At 67.3% G+C, this 17,981-nt stretch carries 17 protein-coding genes; 11 read left to right on the forward strand and 6 right to left on the reverse strand.

Going from position 1 to position 17,981, the window contains the following annotated elements:
• Window positions 1-58: 58 nt before the first annotated feature.
• The 3 genes from leuC (at window position 59) to K0O64_RS10105 (ending at window position 2,941) form a co-directional block, all read left to right on the forward strand.
• A complete protein-coding gene (leuC, locus tag K0O64_RS10095) occupies window positions 59-1,486 on the forward strand; it encodes a 3-isopropylmalate dehydratase large subunit (protein ID WP_096311020.1) in 1,428 nt (475 codons plus the stop codon).
• A 26-nt stretch (window positions 1,487-1,512) separates the two neighbouring features.
• On the forward strand, window positions 1,513-2,109 hold the full coding sequence (gene leuD / locus K0O64_RS10100; protein WP_071946336.1) for a 3-isopropylmalate dehydratase small subunit: 597 nt from the start codon (window positions 1,513-1,515) through the stop codon (window positions 2,107-2,109).
• 199 nt (window positions 2,110-2,308) lie between these two features.
• Window positions 2,309-2,941, forward strand: coding sequence for an HU family DNA-binding protein (locus K0O64_RS10105; RefSeq protein WP_096311021.1), 633 nt, complete (start codon window positions 2,309-2,311; stop codon window positions 2,939-2,941).
• A gap of 51 nt (window positions 2,942-2,992) precedes the next feature.
• Here the strand turns inward: K0O64_RS10105 and mutT1 are convergent, their stop codons facing one another.
• The 3 genes from mutT1 to cofC form a co-directional block, all read right to left on the reverse strand.
• Entirely contained in the window at window positions 2,993-3,958 is a 966-nt protein-coding gene (gene mutT1 / locus K0O64_RS10110) for an 8-oxo-(d)GTP phosphatase MutT1 (protein WP_096311022.1), read from the reverse strand.
• Between the two features lie 70 nt (window positions 3,959-4,028).
• The gene (locus K0O64_RS10115) at window positions 4,029-6,197 is read right to left on the reverse strand and encodes an RNA degradosome polyphosphate kinase (protein WP_071946331.1); all 2,169 of its coding nucleotides are present in this window, start codon (window positions 6,195-6,197) and stop codon (window positions 4,029-4,031) included.
• Window positions 6,198-6,264: 67 nt separating this feature from the next.
• Window positions 6,265-6,900 carry a 2-phospho-L-lactate guanylyltransferase gene (cofC, locus tag K0O64_RS10120; RefSeq protein WP_071949972.1) on the reverse strand — a complete coding sequence of 212 codons (636 nt, stop codon included), beginning with the start codon at window positions 6,898-6,900 and terminating at the stop codon, window positions 6,265-6,267.
• Window positions 6,901-6,996: 96 nt separating this feature from the next.
• Here cofC and K0O64_RS10125 point away from each other — a divergent pair, with 96 nt between their 5' ends.
• Genes K0O64_RS10125 through K0O64_RS10135 form a run of 3 tightly spaced genes read left to right on the forward strand, consistent with a single transcriptional unit; the run spans window position 6,997 to window position 10,263 of the window.
• The gene (locus K0O64_RS10125) at window positions 6,997-7,995 is read left to right on the forward strand and encodes an NAD(P)H-dependent glycerol-3-phosphate dehydrogenase (protein WP_220046499.1); all 999 of its coding nucleotides are present in this window, start codon (window positions 6,997-6,999) and stop codon (window positions 7,993-7,995) included.
• A complete protein-coding gene (locus K0O64_RS10130) occupies window positions 7,992-9,101 on the forward strand; it encodes a cystathionine gamma-lyase (RefSeq protein ID WP_220046342.1) in 1,110 nt (369 codons plus the stop codon). The genes K0O64_RS10125 and K0O64_RS10130 overlap by 4 nt, the downstream gene beginning before the upstream one ends.
• Before the next feature lie 58 nt (window positions 9,102-9,159).
• A complete protein-coding gene (locus K0O64_RS10135; protein WP_071946326.1) occupies window positions 9,160-10,263 on the forward strand; it encodes a D-alanine--D-alanine ligase family protein in 1,104 nt (367 codons plus the stop codon).
• Between the two features lies 1 nt (window position 10,264).
• Here the strand turns inward: K0O64_RS10135 and K0O64_RS10140 are convergent, their stop codons facing one another.
• Window positions 10,265-10,831 (reverse strand): DUF3515 domain-containing protein, encoded by a 567-nt coding sequence (locus tag K0O64_RS10140; protein ID WP_096311024.1) that lies wholly within the window; start codon window positions 10,829-10,831, stop codon window positions 10,265-10,267.
• The gene (locus K0O64_RS10145) at window positions 10,821-11,057 is read right to left on the reverse strand and encodes an Lrp/AsnC ligand binding domain-containing protein (RefSeq protein WP_071946322.1); all 237 of its coding nucleotides are present in this window, start codon (window positions 11,055-11,057) and stop codon (window positions 10,821-10,823) included. Before K0O64_RS10145 ends, K0O64_RS10140 begins: the two co-directional genes overlap by 11 nt.
• 96 nt (window positions 11,058-11,153) lie before the next feature.
• On the opposite strand from K0O64_RS10145, the gene K0O64_RS10150 reads away from it, so the two are divergent.
• The gene (locus K0O64_RS10150) at window positions 11,154-12,149 is read left to right on the forward strand and encodes a thiamine-phosphate kinase (RefSeq protein WP_225933677.1); all 996 of its coding nucleotides are present in this window, start codon (window positions 11,154-11,156) and stop codon (window positions 12,147-12,149) included.
• Between the two features lie 22 nt (window positions 12,150-12,171).
• Complete coding sequence (locus tag K0O64_RS10155; RefSeq protein WP_096311026.1) at window positions 12,172-12,861, forward strand: uracil-DNA glycosylase; 690 nt, start codon at window positions 12,172-12,174, stop codon at window positions 12,859-12,861.
• An 82-nt stretch (window positions 12,862-12,943) separates the two neighbouring features.
• On the opposite strand, the gene rpmB is transcribed toward K0O64_RS10155, so the two are convergent.
• A complete protein-coding gene (gene rpmB, locus K0O64_RS10160) occupies window positions 12,944-13,138 on the reverse strand; it encodes a 50S ribosomal protein L28 (RefSeq protein ID WP_071946318.1) in 195 nt (64 codons plus the stop codon).
• Between the two features lie 272 nt (window positions 13,139-13,410).
• Between rpmB and K0O64_RS10165 the strand changes: the two genes are divergently transcribed.
• From K0O64_RS10165 to K0O64_RS10175, 3 genes are read left to right on the forward strand one after another with little or no spacing between them, the layout of a single operon-like run.
• A complete protein-coding gene (locus K0O64_RS10165) occupies window positions 13,411-15,057 on the forward strand; it encodes a fatty acid kinase ATP-binding subunit FakA (RefSeq protein ID WP_096311027.1) in 1,647 nt (548 codons plus the stop codon).
• A 2-nt stretch (window positions 15,058-15,059) separates the two neighbouring features.
• A complete protein-coding gene (gene recG / locus K0O64_RS10170; RefSeq protein WP_096311028.1) occupies window positions 15,060-17,276 on the forward strand; it encodes an ATP-dependent DNA helicase RecG in 2,217 nt (738 codons plus the stop codon).
• Entirely contained in the window at window positions 17,273-17,980 is a 708-nt protein-coding gene (locus tag K0O64_RS10175) for an HNH endonuclease family protein (protein WP_096311029.1), read from the forward strand. Before recG ends, K0O64_RS10175 begins: the two co-directional genes overlap by 4 nt.
• Window position 17,981: the final 1 nt, after the last annotated feature.

Consider the following 17,981-nt stretch of genomic DNA (forward strand, 5'->3'; position numbering starts at 1 on the left):
CCGAAATGTGAGATATCCAGACTTATGTTCCGGGAGTCGAAAAGTGAAGTGAGAACTGATGGCTCAGTCCGACAAGCCCAGGACACTGCCCGAGAAGGTGTGGGACGACCACGTCGTGGTCGCCGGAACCGGCACCGGTGCGTCGCGTGAACCCGATCTGATCTACATCGATCTGCACCTCATTCACGAGGTGACCAGCCCGCAGGCCTTCGACGGGCTGCGGCTGGCCGGCCGTCCGGTGCACCGCCCGGACCTCACGATCGCCACCGAGGACCACAACGTTCCGACCGTCGACATCGACAAGCCGATCGCCGACCCGATCTCCCGGACCCAGGTCGAGACATTGCGGCACAACTGTGCCGAGTTCGGCATCCGGCTGCATCCCATGGGCGACGCCGAGCAGGGGATCGTCCACGTGATGGGACCCCAACTCGGTCTGACCCAACCCGGGATGACGATCGTGTGCGGCGACAGCCACACCTCCACTCACGGCGCGTTCGGTGCGATCGCGATGGGGATCGGCACGTCGGAAGTCGAGCATGTGCTTGCCACTCAGACACTTCCGCTGCGGCCGTTCAAGACCATGGCGGTGAACGTCGACGGCGCACTGCCTCCCGGGGTGAGCGCCAAGGACATCATCCTGGCGGTGATCGCCAAGATCGGGACCGGCGGCGGCCAGGGCTACGTCATCGAATATCGCGGCAGCACCATCGAATCGCTGTCGATGGAAAGCCGGATGACGATCTGCAATATGAGTATCGAAGCCGGCGCCCGCGCGGGAATGGTCGCTCCGGACGAGACCACCTATGAATTCCTGCGCGGCCGTCCGTACGCGCCGACGGGTGTGGACTGGGATGCCGCGGTGACCGCGTGGGAGGCGCTGAAGACCGACGAGGGCGCCGAATTCGACACCGAGGTTTACATCGACGCGACGACGCTGAGCCCATTCGTGACGTGGGGTACCAACCCCGGTCAGGGTGTGCCGCTGGGCGAGTCGGTGCCGGATCCCGAGTTGATGACCAGCGATGCCGAGCGGCAGGCCGCCGAGAAGGCGTTGGCATACATGGACCTTCGGGCGGGCACTCCGATGCGTGAGGTCGGCGTCGACGCCGTCTTCGTCGGCTCGTGCACGAACGGACGCATCGAAGATCTGCGGGTGGTGGCCGACGTCCTGCGGGGCCGCAAGGTCGCCGACGGGGTGCGGATGCTGATCGTGCCGGGATCGATGCGGGTGCGGGCGCAGGCCGAAAGCGAAGGGCTGGGCGAGATCTTCACCGCCGCCGGCGCCGACTGGCGGCAGGCCGGCTGCTCAATGTGCCTGGGAATGAATCCCGATCAGCTGGCGCCGGGCGAACGCTGCGCGTCGACATCCAACCGGAATTTCGAAGGCAGGCAGGGCAAGGGCGGCCGCACACATCTGGTTTCGCCCGCCGTCGCCGCCGCGACCGCGGTGCGCGGAACGCTGTCCTCGCCCGCCGATCTCTAAAAACTAGACCTGCTAAGGAGAACACGATGGAGGCCTTTCACACCCACACCGGCATCGGCGTTCCGTTGCGACGGTCCAATGTCGACACCGACCAAATCATTCCGGCGGTGTATTTGAAGCGGGTCACCCGAACAGGTTTCGAGGACGGATTGTTCGCCGCGTGGCGCAACGATCCCTCGTTCATTCTGAATCTCAGCCCCTTCGACCGGGGTTCGGTTTTGGTCGCCGGACCCGACTTCGGCACCGGCTCGTCGCGTGAGCATGCGGTCTGGGCGCTCATGGACTTCGGATTCCGGGTCGTCATCTCGTCCCGTTTCGCCGACATCTTTCGCGGCAACGCGGGCAAGGCCGGACTGTTGGCGGCCGAAGTCGCTCAAGATGATGTTGAACTTCTCTGGAAGCTCATCGAGCAGAATCCGGGGCTGGAAATCACTGTCAATCTTCAAGATCGAAATATCACCGCGGGAACGGCCGTGGTGCCGTTCACGATTGACGATTACACAGCTTGGAGACTGCTGGAAGGTCTCGACGATATCGGCCTTACGCTGCGGAAACGCGATCAAATCGAAGCTTTCGAGGCCGCCCGCCCGAGTTGGAAGCCGCGTATTTCGACGCCCTCCTGAACGGTGCGGGATGCCGAAATCCCGCCCCAAAAAGGGGGTTCCGACCCCCTCGATTCACCGCCCTAGGGCGGCAAGCGGATTGCTGAAATCCTCCTAAGTAGAGCCTGAAATTGGGCGTGGCTCTTGGAAATATGCAGCTCTTGGGTTTACCGTGTTCTGCAGTCGGTCCAAAGTGGACCACTGGCTTCGGAGGAATTGAATGAACAAAGCAGAGCTCATCGACGTACTCACGGAGAAATTGGGCTCAGATCGTCGGCAGGCAACACTGGCGGTGGAGAACGTCGTCGACACCATTGTGCGCGCGGTGCACAAGGGCGACAGCGTGACCATCACCGGGTTCGGCGTTTTCGAGCAGCGGCGCCGTGCCGCTCGCGTGGCGCGCAATCCGCGCACCGGCGAAACCGTCAAAGTTAAGCCGACTTCCGTTCCCGCTTTCCGTCCCGGCGCTCAATTCAAGGCCGTCGTCTCTGGTTCACAGAAGCTTCCGTCGGAAGGCCCCGCCGTCAAGCGCGGTGCTGTCGGCGGCGCCGTCAAGAAGGCTGCGGTCAAGAAGGCCGTTCGCAAGGCGGTCGTGAAGAAGGCTGCTGCCAAGGCTCCCGCCAAGAAGGCTGCACCGGCCAAGAAGGCTCCGGCCAAGAAGGCCGCGCCCGCCAAGAAGGCTGCACCGGCCAAGAAGGCTCCGGCTAAGAAGGCTCCGGCCAAGAAGGCCGCGCCCGCCAAGAAGGCTCCGGCTAAGAAGGCTCCGGCCAAGAAGGCCGCGCCCGCCAAGAAGGCTGCACCGGCCAAGAAGGCTCCGGCTAAGAAGGCTCCGGCCAAGAAGGGCCGTCGCTAAACACAGAAGTTGAATACGCCGCGGGCTCAACGCCCGCGGCGTATTCGCGTGTCAGGGCCTCGTCGCCAGTGGGCTGTCGATGTAGTCGGCGGCCACGATCCGGTCCCCGGCGAAGGACAGCACCCAGGTGCTGCCCTTGCGATTGCGTGACTTGTCCGGCTTGTCGGTGCCGCGCCACCATGCCAGCAGGTAGGGAATCACCTTGCCCTGCGTGCAGATGACCGGTGTGCCACCGTGTGCGGCGATCTTGATGATGCGGTTGTGCGCGGCGTCTGGATCGCCGGCGTACGCCTCTTCGGTGAGCGTGGGTTCGGCGGAGATCGTCACGCCGAGTTCCTGCGCCAGCGGTTCGACCGTCTGAATGCACCGAACCCGATCGGCGGCATAGATATCGGTGGCCCCGAAGGCCATCAGCTGGCCGGCCAACGATTCCGCTTGCGCGCGACCGTTCTTGTCCAGCGGTCGGCTTCGGTCGTCGCCCTTGTAGCGGGACTTGATGCCCGCCGTGCCGTGCCGCACGACCAACACCGTCGTGGTGTCGGCCGGTTGTCGGGTGAACGCCTTGAGCACGTCCCGGTCGTGCGGGTAGGTGAGGCGCTTCGCCGCATCCTCGACCGGCAGCCATTCGAGCAGATCGACTTCCGCACCGGGAGTGAATTCGCCGCCCAGCGCGCGTGCCGCCCAGTAGTGAACGATCTTGGTGCCCTGCGGAATCTGATAGTGCGTCTGAATCAGACGCCGGCCCAGCTGACAGCGCTGACCGGTTTCCTCCCAGATTTCGCGCACCGCGGCGACCGGTTCGTTCTCACCGGGATCGACTTTGCCCTTGGGCAGCGACCAGTCGTCGTAGCGCGGCCGGTGAATCACCGCGACATGTAGCTCGCCGGTATCCGGGTCAGGCCGCCACAGCGCAGCGCCGGCCGCGAGGACCCGCCGCTGCAGAGTCTTGCCCTTCTTGGTCGCCGCTTTCTTCGTCGATTTGGTCCTCGAGCTGTCACGTGACGCTCTCTTGGCCACCTCAACTCCCGCAAATCAATTCGGGTCCCTGGACGGGGCCGGATCCGGTGGTCGCAACTGCAGGATGCACTCAGTGCTGCCGATGTCGTTCCATCAGCCACACCTGATGGTCGCGGACTTGTCGGCCGTCCTGCGGCGACGCGGTCCAGTGGCCGTCGGGTCCCAGTTCCCAGCACCGCGTCGAGGGATCCATCGCCGATTCGAAGATCTCGTCGAGGTGCGCGGTGAGCCGCGGGTCTTTCACCTGAGCCAGCACCTCGACCCGACGGTCGAGATTGCGGTGCATCATGTCGGCGCTGCCGATGAAGAACTCGTTGATCGCGTTGAAGTGGAAGATCCGCGAATGCTCCAGGAAGCGGCCGAGAATCGAGCGCACGACGATGTTCTCGGAGAATCCCTCGGCGCCCGGCTTGAGGGCGCAGATGCCGCGGACGACCACCTCGACGCGCACCCCGGCCTGCGATGCGCGGTACAGCGCGTCAATGACCTGTTCGTCGACAAGGGCGTTGGCCTTCAGCCGAATCCGGCCGTTGCCGCCCTGACTGTGTGCCTCGATCTCGCGTTCGATCCGTTCGATGATTCCCTTGCGCACACCGTGCGGGGCGACCAGAAGGTTGCGATAGCTGACCTTGCGGGAATAGCCGGTGAGCGAATTGAACAGGTCTGTCAGATCCGCGCCGATGTCGGGGGCGGCGGTGATCAGGCCGACGTCCTCGTACAACCGTGCGGTCTTCGGGTTGTAGTTACCGGTGCCGATATGGCAGTAACGACGGATCGTCGACCCTTCGCGGCGCACGACAAGACAGGTCTTGCAGTGCGTCTTCAACCCGATCAGCCCGTAAACGACATGTACGCCCGCATCTTCCAGCGTGCGAGCCCATTTGATGTTGGCCTGCTCGTCGAAGCGCGCCTTGAGTTCCACCAGCGCGACCACCTGCTTACCCGCCTGGGCCGCATCGATGAGCGCGTTGACGATGGGGGAGTCGCCCGAGGTGCGGTACAGCGTCTGCTTGATTGCCAACACATTCGGATCGGCGGCGGCCTGTTCGATGAAGCGCTGCACACTCGTCGAGAACGAGTCATACGGATGGTGCACCAGCACATCGCCATCGCGCAGCGTCGAGAAAATGCTCTTCGGCGTCTCGCGTTCGGCGAAGGCCGGATGGGTGGCCGGCACAAACGGGCGGTCCTTGAGCGCGGGGCGGTCGACGTCGTACACCTGCCACAGCGACGAAAGATCCAGCAGCCCCGGCACCTGCACCACATCGCCGGGATGTACGTCGAGCTCACGCAACAGCAGTTCGAGCATGTGCTCGGTCATGTCGTCGGCGACCTCGAGGCGCACCGGCGAGCCGAATCGGCGCCGTGCCAGTTCACGTTCCAGCGCCTGCAGCAGATCTTCGTCGCGGTCTTCCTCGACCTGCATGTCGGCGTTGCGGGTGATGCGGAAGACGTGATGCTCGACGATCTCCATGCCGGGGAACAACACCGGCAGGAAAGCGGCGATGAGTTCTTCGGTGGGCAGGAATCGGACGTCGCTATCGCCGTCGGTGCCCTTGAGGACAACGAACCGGTCGACGTTGTCGGGCACCTTGATACGGGCGAAGTGCTCGCCGCCGTCGTCAGGGGACTTGACGGTGATCGCCATGTTGAGGCTCAGCCCACTCACGAACGGGAACGGGTGTGCCGGGTCCACGGCGAGCGGTGTGAGAACCGGGAACACCTGCTCATGGAAGTACGTCGACAGTTCGCGGCGTTCGGCGTCGGTGAGGTCGGCCCACGTGACGATCTGAATTCCCTCGTCCGCCAACGCCGGACGCACCGACTCGATGAAGACCTCGGCTTGGCGCAACGAGATCTGGCGCGTGCGTTCGCCGATGCGGCGCAGTTGCTCCCGCGGGGACAGCCCGTCGGCCGACCGCACCGACAAACCCATCTCGTCGCGACGTTTCAGCCCGGCCACCCGGACCATGTAGAACTCATCGAGATTGGACGCGAAGATCGCCAGGAACTTGGCTCGCTCCAGCAGGGGCAACGAGGTGTCGGCCGCCAGCGCCAACACCCGGGCATTGAAATCGAGCCAGCTCAGCTCGCGGTTGAGGTAGCGGTCCTCGGGCAGTTCATTGTCGACGGCGGTGGCCGTGGCCGCGGGGGGTGCCTCCGGCGCGGCCTCGCCGGGCTGCCAGTCGTCTTCCGTCGATCGCGCTTCGGTTTCCGTCTCCGTCACACTTTCGATCATCCCCCATCGGAGGGTCGTGCGGACCGGCGCAGCCTAAAGTCGATGTCCGTTCAAGCGTTGTTAACCATCAGTGGTGCGCGATTGCCCTGGTCGTCGCCGCACCGACACCGAGCAGCCGAGCCGCCTCCAGGTCCTCGACGGTGTCGATGTCACAGCGCAGTCCCGGCCACGCGCCGGTCAGTTCCACGGCGCCGGAGTCGCGGTGCAGCCGGGCCGAATCACGGCCGAGCAGTGGATCGAGCGGAACACCGAACGCGAACAGCGCCGCTGTGCCGCTGCCGGGGCGGTCGGCGACGAAGCTGCGCCGGTGTGCCCGGGCCTCTGCCACCGCCTCGGTGAGTTCGTGAGTCTGCAACGCGGGCAGATCACCTTGCAGCACAACGGTATTGGGAGTCTTCTCGCTCACCGCCGCCCAGGCGAACCGCACGGCCGTGTTGAGCGGGTCGGGCTCGGTTGGCGGCGTCGCATCGGCCAGCACCTCCGCGCCGAGCTCACGGGCTGCCGCTGCCGCCGTGTCGTCGGGGGTCACCACGGTGATCGAAGCCACCGCGTCGACTCCGCGGGCCGCGGTGATGGTGTCGACCAACATGGCCAGCACCACCTGCTCCCGGGTGGCCGCCGAAAACACCGGACTGAGTCTGGTCTTGGCGGCCGCGAGGCGTTTCACCGCGATGATCACGCCGATATCGGCTGCGCCGCTCATGCTCACCATCCTCTCAGCGTCGTTCGGGCCTAGTGCATTCCTGGTCGCCGAGCGGTCGCAGCGGCGTGGGCTACGTTAATGACCATGACCAGCACGGTGGGCACTGCGGCGGTGATGGGCGCGGGCGCCTGGGGAACCGCATTGGCCAAGGTGCTGGCTGATGCCGGTTCCGAGGTGCGGCTGTGGTCACGGCGGGCCGAAGTCGCCGAGGCGATCAACACCACACACACCAACAGTGGCTATCTACCCGATATCGCGCTGCCTACCGCGATCCGCGCGACCACCGATGCGGCCGAGGCTCTCGACGGACTCACCACGGTGCTGCTCGCGGTTCCCGCGCAGACGTTGCGCGCCAATCTCGAACAGTGGCGCGGCCTGATCGCCGACGGCGCCACCCTGGTGAGCCTCGCCAAGGGTGTCGAACTGAGCAGCCTGATGCGGATGAGCCAGGTCATCGTGCAGGTCACCGGCGTCGACCCCAGCCAGGTTGCGGTCGTCTCCGGCCCGAACCTGGCCGACGAGATCGCGCAGGGCCAGCCCGCCGCGACCGTGGTGGCCTCCACCGACTCCGGGCGGGCGATCACCCTGCAGCGCTCATTGAGCACCGGATACTTCCGCCCGTACACCAACGCCGACGTCATCGGCACCGAGATCGGCGGCGCGTGCAAGAACGTCATCGCCCTGGCCTGCGGCATGGCCGCCGGAGTGGGTCTCGGGGAGAACACCGCCGCGGCGATCATCACCCGCGGGCTGGCCGAAATCATGCGGCTCGGCATCGCAGTCGGCGCCAAGCCGGCGACACTGGCCGGCCTTGCCGGGGTGGGCGATCTGGTCGCCACCTGCACGTCACCGCATTCGCGCAACCGCAGCTTTGGTGAGCGACTCGGGCGCGGCGGGACGATGGAGGCCGCTCAGCTGGCCGCCGGCGGGCACGTCGCCGAAGGTGTCACGTCGTGTGAGTCGATCCTGGCGTTGGCCGCCAGCTATGACGTCGAGATGCCGCTCACCGATGCGGTTCACCGGGTGTGCCACAAGGGTTTATCGGTCGACCAGGCGGTGGCGCTGCTGCTGGGCCGCAGCACCAAACCGGAATGAGCGACCACTTCGGCGACTCGACCCGCGCCGTCAAAGCTGTGAGTTCCCTACCGGTTCCGGGTGATCCGGTTGGTCCCGGCCCGGTTCTGGCGTCGGCGTACCACCTCTCCGACGACGAGGGCAGCGAACAGAACACCTACGGTCGCGGCTCCAACCCGACCTGGCGGCAGCTGGAGTCTGCGCTGGCACAGCTCGAAGGCGCTGAGGCGGCACTGGTTTTCGGTTCCGGCATGGCGGCCATCACCGCGGCGTTGCGGGCGACGGCCACACCCGGTTCAGTGCTGGTGGTGCCGGCCGACGGTTACTACCAGGTGCGCCGTTATGCCACGGAAAGCCTTGCACCACTTGGCATCACCGTCCGCGAAGCCACCGCCGACGAGATCTGTGATGCCGCCGAGACCGCCGATGTGGTGCTGGCCGAGACCCCGACGAACCCCGCGCTGGATGTCGTCGATCTGCGCCGGCTGGCCCACGCCTGCCGCCGCCGCGGCGCGCGACTGTTGGTCGACAACACCACCGCCACGCCGCTGGGTCAGCAACCGCTGGCGCTGGGTGCCGACCTGGTGGTGGCCAGCGCCACGAAGGCCTTGGCCGGGCACAGCGACATGCTGGCCGGCTACATCGCAGGCAGCGACTCCGAGTTGATCGCCGCGGTGGAACGCGAGCGGCTGCTGGCCGGGGCGATCCTCGGGTCCTTCGAGGCGTGGCTGGTGTTGCGCAGCCTCGGCAGCGTCGGCCTGCGGTTCGAGCGGCAGTGCGCCAACGCCCTCGCCCTGGCGACCGCACTGCAGGGTCATCGAGGAGTCCGCTCGGTGCGCTACCCGGGGTTGCCCGGCGACCCGTCGCACCCGCTGGCCGCCGGCCAGATGAGGCGGTTCGGGGGACTGGTGTCGATCGAACTCGCCGACGAGGCCGCCGTCCACGCGCTGGTGCGACGCAGCGAGCTGCTGGTGGCGGCGACCAGCTTCGGTGGCATCCACACCTCGGTGGACCGACGGGCCCGGTGGGGCGACCCGGTAGCCGACGGATTCGCCCGGATCTCGGCGGGCATCGAGGACACCGATGACCTGGTCGCTGACGTCGTCGCAGCCCTCGACGCCCAATAGGCGCTGCTCACAGCGCCAAATCGTGCTCATACCGGCTGGGCTGTAGCCTCTCTAGTTTGTGACCTCTCGTATCCGCGTCGCCGTCGTCTACGGAGGCCGCAGCTCCGAGCATGCGATCTCGTGCGTGTCAGCCGGAAGCATCCTGCGGAATCTGGACCCGGAACGCTTCGAGGTCGTCGCCGTGGGCATCACCCCGCAGGGCTCCTGGGTCCTGACCGACGGCAAGCCCGAGACCCTGGCCATCACCGACCGCACACTGCCCGAAGTCAGCGGCGAGTCGGGCACCGCGCTGGCCTTGCCGGCCGACCCGCAGCGCCACGGGGAACTGGTGTCGCTGGGACAGGCCGCCGGTGAGGTGCTGGCCGCGGTCGACGTCGTTTTCCCGATCCTGCACGGACCCTACGGCGAGGACGGCACCATCCAGGGGCTGCTCGAGCTCGCCGGCGTGCCGTACGTGGGTGCCGGCGTGCTGGCCAGTGCGGCCGGCATGGACAAGGAGTTCACCAAGAAGCTGCTGGCCGCCGACGGACTGCCGATCGGCGATCACGTCGTACTGCGGCCGCAGGAGAAGGCGCCCACGCTCGATGACATCATGCGCCTTGGCTTTCCGATGTTCGTCAAACCCGCGCGCGGGGGTTCGTCGATCGGGGTGAATCGGGTGATGAGCCCCGACGAGCTGCCCGCGGCGATCGCCGATGCCCGCCAGCACGATCCGAAGGTGATCATCGAGGCCGCGATCGAGGGCCGTGAGCTCGAGTGTGGCGTCCTCGAATTCCCGGACGGGTCAGTGCAAGCCAGCGCGATCGGTGAGATCCGGGTCGCCGGAATCGGCGGCCGCGACGACGGCTTCTATGACTTCGCGACCAAGTATCTCGATGACGGCGCCGAACTCGACGTGCCCGCCAAAGTCGACGACGATGTCGCAGAAGAGCTGCGGCACTTGGCAATTCGTACGTTCAACGCACTGGACTGCCAGGGTTTGGCGCGGGTGGACTTCTTCCTCACCGAGAACGGGCCGGTGATCAACGAGATCAACACCATGCCGGGCTTCACCACGATCTCGATGTATCCGCGGATGTGGGCCGCCAGCGGCATCGACTATCCGACGCTCGTCGGCACCATGGTCGAGACCGCGCTGGCCCGCGGAACCGGACTGCGCTGAGTCACCGGGGCGGGTTCGGCGCGATCGGCACCGCGGGCATGGTCCGCGCGATCACATCCGACAACGCTTGAATCGGCGTCGGCCCTGACTCTTTCGGCAGGGTGAGCGCCAGGTAGACCGGGCGGTCCACGGTGACCCAGGTGCTGCGGTCGGTACCGGGATCGGTGACCTGAAACCACTGCACCGCGTTGACCACCTGAATGGGGGAGCCGACCACGAACTCGGCAGGCCGGTCGATGCCACACCGCAGAATGACCGGATAGTTGTCGGCCGCACCACGCCAGGCCGCAGTGCCGGCCGGCACGGGGTCGGCCGCCGCGACCCGGTGGAATTCACCGAGGTTGTCGGGCAGGGCACTGACGACCTCGCGACAGGTCGCGGATTCGGCCTGCGGCGCCGGAACGGCGGCGATGACCACCGGCTGAACCGGAGCCTTACGGGTGGCCGCGATGCCCAGGACGGCACCGATCGCCACCACCGCCACGATGATCCCGGCGATCAGCAGCGCGCGTGGTGGACCGTCCGACAGGCTGTCTTCGGTGACGGCGGGCAGGGGCTCAGTCGGCATCGGCGATGGGGCAGGTCAACGTTCGGGTGATCCCGGCGACCTGCTGCACGCTGGGCACCACCGAGGCGGTCAGCTCGTCTTTGGTGTCCGAGCCGACCCGGGCGACCACGTCGTACGGTCCGGTCACGTATTCCGATGACAGCACGCCGGGCAGCTCGGCCACCTGCTTGGCGACGACCTCGGCGCGGCCGACCTCGGTCTGGATCAGTATGTAGGCCTCCACCACCCGCCGCCTCCTCGTCTCGATAGCCGCTCGCGCGCGGCGCCGACCTAGACTGGCATGTCACGGTGCCGGCAAGGCCCCAACGTACCGCAGGTTGCCGTGCCGATCAGCCTGGGCGACAACAGGAGGGCAGACCTCGTGGCCGACGGTGGTGACCCCACTTTGCGTCAGCTCGGCGAGTTCCCGATGATCGACCGGCTGGTGGCCCATCGTCGTCAACCAGCGGACGTGACGGTCGGGCCGGGCGATGACGCCGCAGTGGTGAACATGCCGGACGGTCGGGTCGTGGTCACCACCGACATGCTGGTGGAGGGGCGGCACTTCCGGCTCGATTGGTCGTCACCGCAGCAGGTCGGCCGAAAAGCGATCGCGCAGAACGCCGCCGACGTCGAGTCGATGGGTGCGCGGGCGAGCGCGTTCGTCGTCGCGTTCGGGGCCCCACCCGACACCCCGGCGTCGCGGGCTCAGGAGCTGGCCGACGGGATGTGGCAGGAGGCAGGCGCATTGGGCGCCGGGATCGTCGGTGGTGATCTGGTCGCCAGCCCGCAGTGGGTGGTGTCGGTGACCGCGTTCGGCGATCTCGGTGGTCGAGCGCCGGTGCTGCGCAGCGGGGCGCGAGCCGGGTCGGTGGTGGCCGTCGCGGGTGAGCTCGGCCGCTCGGCGGCTGGATACCTGCTGTGCCGCAATGACATTGGTGGATTCGACGAGGTGCGGCAGCGGCACCTCGTGCCGCAGCCGCCCTATGGGCAGGGTGTGCGGGCGGCCGATGCCGGCGCGCAGGCGATGACCGACGTCTCCGACGGTCTGCTCGCCGATCTCGGCCACATCGCCCACGGCTCCGGGGTTCTCGTCGACCTCGCCACGGACGCGCTGCGAGCCGACGTCGAGGCCATCGCCGCCGCGACCGCTGTCGTGGGTGTCGACCCCCTGACGCTCGTGCTCTCCGGTGGCGAAGATCACGCCCTCGTCGCCTGCTTTCCCGGCACGGTGCCGCCCGGCTGGCGGGTGATCGGCACGGTGCGCGACGGTGCACCCGGTGTGCTGGTCGACGGCCGGGACTGGGCCGGTCCGGCGGGTTGGCAATCCTTCGACTGACGGCGCGCGTTAGGTTACCCCGGTGACGACCACCGCCCGGCCGCTGACCGAACTCGTCGAGGAGGGCTGGGCGCAGGCGCTCGCCCCAGTCAGCGATCAGGTCACCCAGATGGGGCAGTTCCTGCGCGACGAGATCGCCGCCGGCCGGCGTTATCTGCCCGCCGGGCCGAACGTGCTGCGCGCCTTCACCTTTCCGTTCAATGAGGTGCGGGTGCTGATCGTCGGCCAGGACCCGTATCCGACGCCCGGCCACGCGGTGGGCCTGAGCTTCTCGGTGGCGCCCGATGTGCGGCCACTACCACGCAGCCTGTCGAACATCTTCACCGAATACACCGCCGACCTCGGGCACCCGCAGCCGTCCACCGGCGATCTCACGCCGTGGTCGCAGCGCGGCGTCATGTTGCTCAACAGGGTGCTGACCGTGCGGCCCGGCACGCCGGCGTCACATCGGGGGAAGGGTTGGGAGGCGGTCACCGAATGCGCCATCCGCGCACTGGTGGCACGCGATCAACCGCTGGTGGCGATCCTGTGGGGACGGGATGCGTCGACGCTCAAACCCATGCTGGACGGCAGTCGCTGCGTGGCGATCGAGTCGCCGCATCCGTCGCCGCTGTCGGCGTCACGGGGATTCTTCGGCTCGCGCCCGTTCAGCCGGGCCAACGAACTGCTGGCCGGAATGGGCGCGGAGCCGATCGACTGGCGATTGCCGTAACCCACGCCGAGATCGACGTTGTGCAGAGCTTTACTCGAGCTTCTGCTGCCAAATGTCGGTTTGGGCGTGAAGGAAAAGCGGATTAACCGCGGCTGACCTTGCCGGCCTTCAGGCAGGAGGTGCAGACGTTCACGCGGTGCTTGTTGCCACCCGGGCGGGTCACGGCGTGCACGGTTTGAATGTTCGGGTTCCACCGGCGGCTGGTCCGGCGGTGGGAATGCGACACCGACTTGCCGAAGCCGGGGCCCTTTCCGCAGACGTCGCACACGGCAGCCATGTAGAACTCCTCTAAGTCAGTAGTCGAACTGTGTCTGGGGGCCAACGACCGCACGACGGGTGACCCGACAACCTGACTAGGATAGCCGTCCGGCGAACCGAACGCCAAAATGAGCCGGTCCCACGCTCGAACGAACCCGTCCGAGCCTCGCTGACCTGCGGTGACCCTAACATCCGCCGGTCCTGTGTGCCGGTGGCATCGCGGTGTCGGGCGGACTGGTTAGGCTGGCGCGACAAAGCCGTGTGGTGGGCCAGGGATCGCGAGGAGGTGCCATGCCGGACCGGCGGCTGGACGCATCGGCCCTGCGCGATTGGGCTCACACCGCCGTCGGTGATCTGATCACCCACACCGACGAGATCAACCGGCTCAATGTGTTCCCCGTGGCCGACTCGGACACCGGGACGAACCTGCTCTTCACCATGCGATCTGCGCTGACCGGAGCGGAGTCGGTGACCGGCTCGGCCGGTGTCCGAGAGGTGACCGCCGCGCTGGCTGAAGGGGCACTGCACGGCGCCCGGGGAAATTCCGGGGTGATCCTGTCCCAGATTCTGCGCGGGCTGGCCGACGTCACCGCCGCCGCGGCCACCGACTCCGATGGCAGGCTCGCCGACATCGACGCGGTTCTGTTGGGTGCCGCGCTGCGCCACGCCGTCGGGTTGGTGGTGTCCTCGATGGGCGGCCAGTTAGTGGCAGGCACCATCGTGTCGGTGCTGCAGGCCGTCGCCGACACCATCCAGCAGTGGGCTGCCGACGGCGCAAGCCTGGCCGAGGCACTGACTGCGAGCGGCGAGGCCGGCGTCACGGCCTTGGAGCGCACGCCCGAGCAGCTCGACGCGCTGGCCGAGGCCGGCGTTGTCGACGCCGGGGGCCGCGGATTCCTGGTCCTTCTCGATGCCCTGACCGCCACGGTCACCGGGCACGCGCCACACCGGCACGCTTATCAACCGGGGCCACCGCGCATCGACAGCGCCGCACCCGCGGATCCGGCTCCACCGCAATTCGAGGTGATGTATCTGCTCGCCGACTGCGATGCGGCCGCGCTTGACCCGCTGCGCACGCGGTTGGAGCAACTCGGGGATTCGGTGGCGATCGCCGCCTCGGCCGACCGGTACTCGGTGCACGTCCACACCGACGACGCCGGCGCCGCCGTCGAGGCCGGCCTGGCGGCCGGCTCGGTCAGCCGGATTCAGATCTCGGTGCTGAGCACCGGCCCAGCCCGGGTCTCGCCGGGCAGCTGGAGCCGGGACCGCGCGGTGCTCGCCGTCGTCGACGGTGACGGTGCCGCAGAGCTTTTCGAGCAGGAGGGCGCCTGCGTGCTGCGTCCGGACACCGAACTGGCCGATCCGGCCAACGGTGTCGTCGCCCGCGACCTGCTGCGCGGGCTGGTCGATGCCGGCGCCGCCCAGGTGATGGTGCTGCCCAACGGGTATGTGGCGGCCGAGGAGCTGGTTGCCGGGTGTACCGCCGGAATCGGTTGGGGCATCGACGTTGTCGCGTTGCCGACCGGTTCGATGGTGCAGGGGCTGGCCGCGTTGGCCGTCCACGACCCGGGCCGGCAGGCCGTCGATGACGGCTACTCGATGGCCAGGGCGGCCGCGGCCGCCCGGCACGGGTCGGTGCGCACCGCCACCGAGCAGGCGCTGACGTGGGCGGGCAGCTGTGAACCCGGTGACGGGCTGGGTATCGCCGGTGACGAGGTCTTGGTGGTCGCCGACGATGTCACCGGTGCGGCCACCGGGCTGATCGATCTGTTGTTGGTGGCCGGCGGCGAGCTGGTGACCGTGCTGATCGGCGACGGCGTCGATCCGGCGATCGCTGACGCCTTGGCCGATCACGTCCACCGGCGCCATCCCGGAATCGAATTCGCCACGTATGCCACCGGCCACCGCGGCGACGCGCTGCTGATCGGGGTGGAGTAGCCATGGTCACCCTCACCGACCGGCTTGACGGCATCGTCGGTGGCAAGGCCGCCGGCCTGCTCGACGACGTTTTCGGCATCCGCACTGTCGACGATCTGATGCGGCACTACCCGCGCAAGTACATCCACGGGATGTCGGTCTGGGACGAGGACGAGGCGCCGCCGGAAGAGGGCGAGCACATCACGCTGGTCGGCGAGATCGACAAGGCCGACGTCCGCTGGACCAATCGCTCACCCAAGCGCGAATACTTGGTGATCACTCTGGGGACCGGCCGACGCAAGGTCACCGCCACGTTCTTCAACGCCAAGTGGCTCAAGAATCAGTTGGTCAAAGGCGTTCGCATCATGCTGTCGGGCGAAGTTGGCTTCTTCAAGGGCAATATGCAGCTGACCCACCCGGACTTTTTGGTGCTCAACTCGCCGAACGGCCGGGTGTTCGGCAGCAAGTCGCTCAAGACGATCGCCGACACCTCGACGACGCAGAGCGGGGAGCTGGCGATGTCGGCGTTCGAACGCGACTTCTTCCCGATCTACCCGGCCAGCTCCAAGCTGCAGAGCTGGGACATCTACGCCTGCGTACAGCAGGTGCTCGCGGTGCTGGATCCGATTGTCGATCCGTTACCGGAAAGCGTTGTGCGCGAGCGCGGTTTGATCTCCGAGGACGAGGCGCTGCGCGCCATCCACGTGGCAGAACGGGAGCCCGAACGGGAGGCCGCCCGCGAGCGTCTGAGGTTCGACGAGGCGGTCGGCATGCAGTGGGCGCTGGCGCAGCGCCGCCACGGCGAGCTCTCCGAATCCGGACCGGTCGCCCCGTACCGCGACGACGGTTTGGCCGCCGCGCTGATCGCGCGACTGCCCTTCGCGCTGACGGCGGGTCAGCGCGAGGTGCTCGACGTCGTCGCCGCCGAGCTGGCCGCCAGCAAGCCGATGAACCGGCTGCTGCAGGGTGAGGTCGGCTCCGGCAAGACGATCGTGTCGGTGGTGGCGATGCTGCAGATGGTCGACGCCGGCTACCAGTGCGCGCTGCTGGCGCCGACGGAAGTCCTTGCCGCCCAACACGCCCAATCGATCCGCAGTGTGCTCGGGCCGTTGGCGATGGCCGGCCAGCTCGGCGGCGAGGACGGCGCCACCCGGGTTGCGCTGTTGACTGGGTCGATGTCGGCTGCCCAGAAACGTCAGGTGCGCGACGAGGTGGCCTCGGGGGAGGCGGGCATCGTCGTCGGCACCCACGCGCTACTGCAGGACGCCGTCGAATTCCACAAACTCGGCTTCGTCGTCGTCGATGAACAACACCGGTTCGGTGTGGAGCAGCGAGACCGGTTGCGCGCCAAGGCCCCTGAAGGGCTGACACCGCATCTGCTGGTGATGACGGCCACGCCCATTCCGCGCACCGTCGCGCTGACGGTGTACGGCGATCTGGAAACCTCGACGCTGCGCGAACTTCCACGCGGACGCCAGCCGATCACCACCAACACGATCTTCATCAAGGACAAGCCGCAGTGGCTGGCCCGGGCGTGGCAGCGGATCACCGAAGAGGTTGGCGAGGGCCGGCAGGCCTATGTCGTCGCCTCCCGCATCGACGAAAACGACAAATCAGGCGAGCAGGAGGCGGGTCCGCCCGCCGAGACCGTCATCAACTTGTTCAATCATCTCGGTCGCGGGCCGCTGGCCGGGCTGCGGCTGGGTCTGATGCATGGCCGGCTCTCCGGAGACGAGAAGGACGCGGTGATGTCCGCGTTCCGCGCGGGAGACATCGACGTCCTGGTGTGCACCACCGTCATCGAGGTCGGCGTGGACGTACCGAACGCGACGGTGATGGTGGTGATGGACGCCGACCGGTTCGGTATCAGCCAGCTGCACCAGCTGCGTGGGCGCATCGGGCGCGGCTCGCACGCCAGCCTCTGCCTGCTGGCCACCAAACTCCCGGAGGGATCCAAGGCCGGCGAACGGTTGACCGCGGTGGCGAGCACGCTGGACGGCTTTGCGCTGGCCGATCTGGATCTGCAGGAGCGCCGCGAAGGAGATGTGTTGGGGCTCAATCAGTCCGGGCGCCCGATCACGTTGCGGTTCCTGTCGCTGGCCGAGCACCTCGAGGTCATCGTGGATGCGCGCGAAGTGGCCCAGTCGATCTACGCCCGCGACCCCGCCAACCGTGGGATGGCGGTCCTGGCCGGGCAGTTCACCGGCGGTGACCGGATCGACTATCTGGACAAATCGTGAGACGTCGGCCGCTGATGTGGCTGGCGGTGATTGCCGCGCTGTCGGTGATCGTCTCGGTGCAGGTGATGTCGTCGACCAGCCATCCCGACGCCATGATCGCTCGCGCCGACGTGCCAACGGTGGCGCCGGGTACCGACGTGCTCGACGGAATTGTGATCGTTCCCCAGCGGGTTCGCGGCTACGACTACCGGCGCGCAGCGTTCGGCGATGCCTGGGATGACAACAATTCCGCGCCGGGCGGGCACAACGGCTGCGACACCCGCGACGACATCCTCGATCGCGATCTCGTCGACAAGACCTTCGTGTTCACTAAACGCTGCCCGCAGGCGGTGGCGACCGGTGTCCTTCACGACCCCTATACGAGCGAGACGATTCCGTTCACCCGCGGCGCGCAGGTCGGTGCCGCCGTGCAGATCGACCACCTGGTCCCGCTGGCGTACGCATGGGACATGGGCGCCCGGAATTGGCCGGACGACATGCGAATCCGGTTCGCCAACGACCCGGCCAATCTGCTCGCGGTCGAGGGTCAGGTGAATCAGGACAAGGGCGACCAGCCGCCGGGCACCTGGATGCCGCCCAACCATGCGTTCTGGTGCCAGTACGCGATGCAGTTCATCGCCGTCCTGCGCGGTTACGCACTGCCGGTGGACCAGGCGTCGGCCGACGAACTTCGCAAGGCCGCCGCCACCTGCCCGAGCGGGTAAT

The sequence above is a fragment of the Mycolicibacterium pallens genome, from assembly GCF_019456675.1.
In the GTDB taxonomy this organism is placed as follows: domain Bacteria; phylum Actinomycetota; class Actinomycetes; order Mycobacteriales; family Mycobacteriaceae; genus Mycobacterium; species Mycobacterium crocinum.

Excerpts from the sequence above, each read along its gene's own strand:
- leuC (WP_096311020.1), top strand. The coding sequence starts at position 59 with ATGGCTCAGTCCGACAAGCCCAGGACACTGCCCGAGAAGGTGTGGGAC.
- leuD (WP_071946336.1), top strand. The coding sequence starts at position 1,513 with ATGGAGGCCTTTCACACCCACACCGGCATCGGCGTTCCGTTGCGACGG.
- K0O64_RS10105 (WP_096311021.1), top strand. The coding sequence starts at position 2,309 with ATGAACAAAGCAGAGCTCATCGACGTACTCACGGAGAAATTGGGCTCA.
- K0O64_RS10115 (WP_071946331.1), bottom strand. The coding sequence starts at position 6,197 with ATGATCGAAAGTGTGACGGAGACGGAAACCGAAGCGCGATCGACGGAA.
- cofC (WP_071949972.1), bottom strand. The coding sequence starts at position 6,900 with ATGAGCGGCGCAGCCGATATCGGCGTGATCATCGCGGTGAAACGCCTC.
- K0O64_RS10130 (WP_220046342.1), top strand. The coding sequence starts at position 7,992 with ATGAGCGACCACTTCGGCGACTCGACCCGCGCCGTCAAAGCTGTGAGT.
- K0O64_RS10140 (WP_096311024.1), bottom strand. The coding sequence starts at position 10,831 with ATGCCGACTGAGCCCCTGCCCGCCGTCACCGAAGACAGCCTGTCGGAC.
- rpmB (WP_071946318.1), bottom strand. The coding sequence starts at position 13,138 with ATGGCTGCCGTGTGCGACGTCTGCGGAAAGGGCCCCGGCTTCGGCAAG.
- K0O64_RS10165 (WP_096311027.1), top strand. The coding sequence starts at position 13,411 with ATGCCGGACCGGCGGCTGGACGCATCGGCCCTGCGCGATTGGGCTCAC.
- recG (WP_096311028.1), top strand. The coding sequence starts at position 15,060 with ATGGTCACCCTCACCGACCGGCTTGACGGCATCGTCGGTGGCAAGGCC.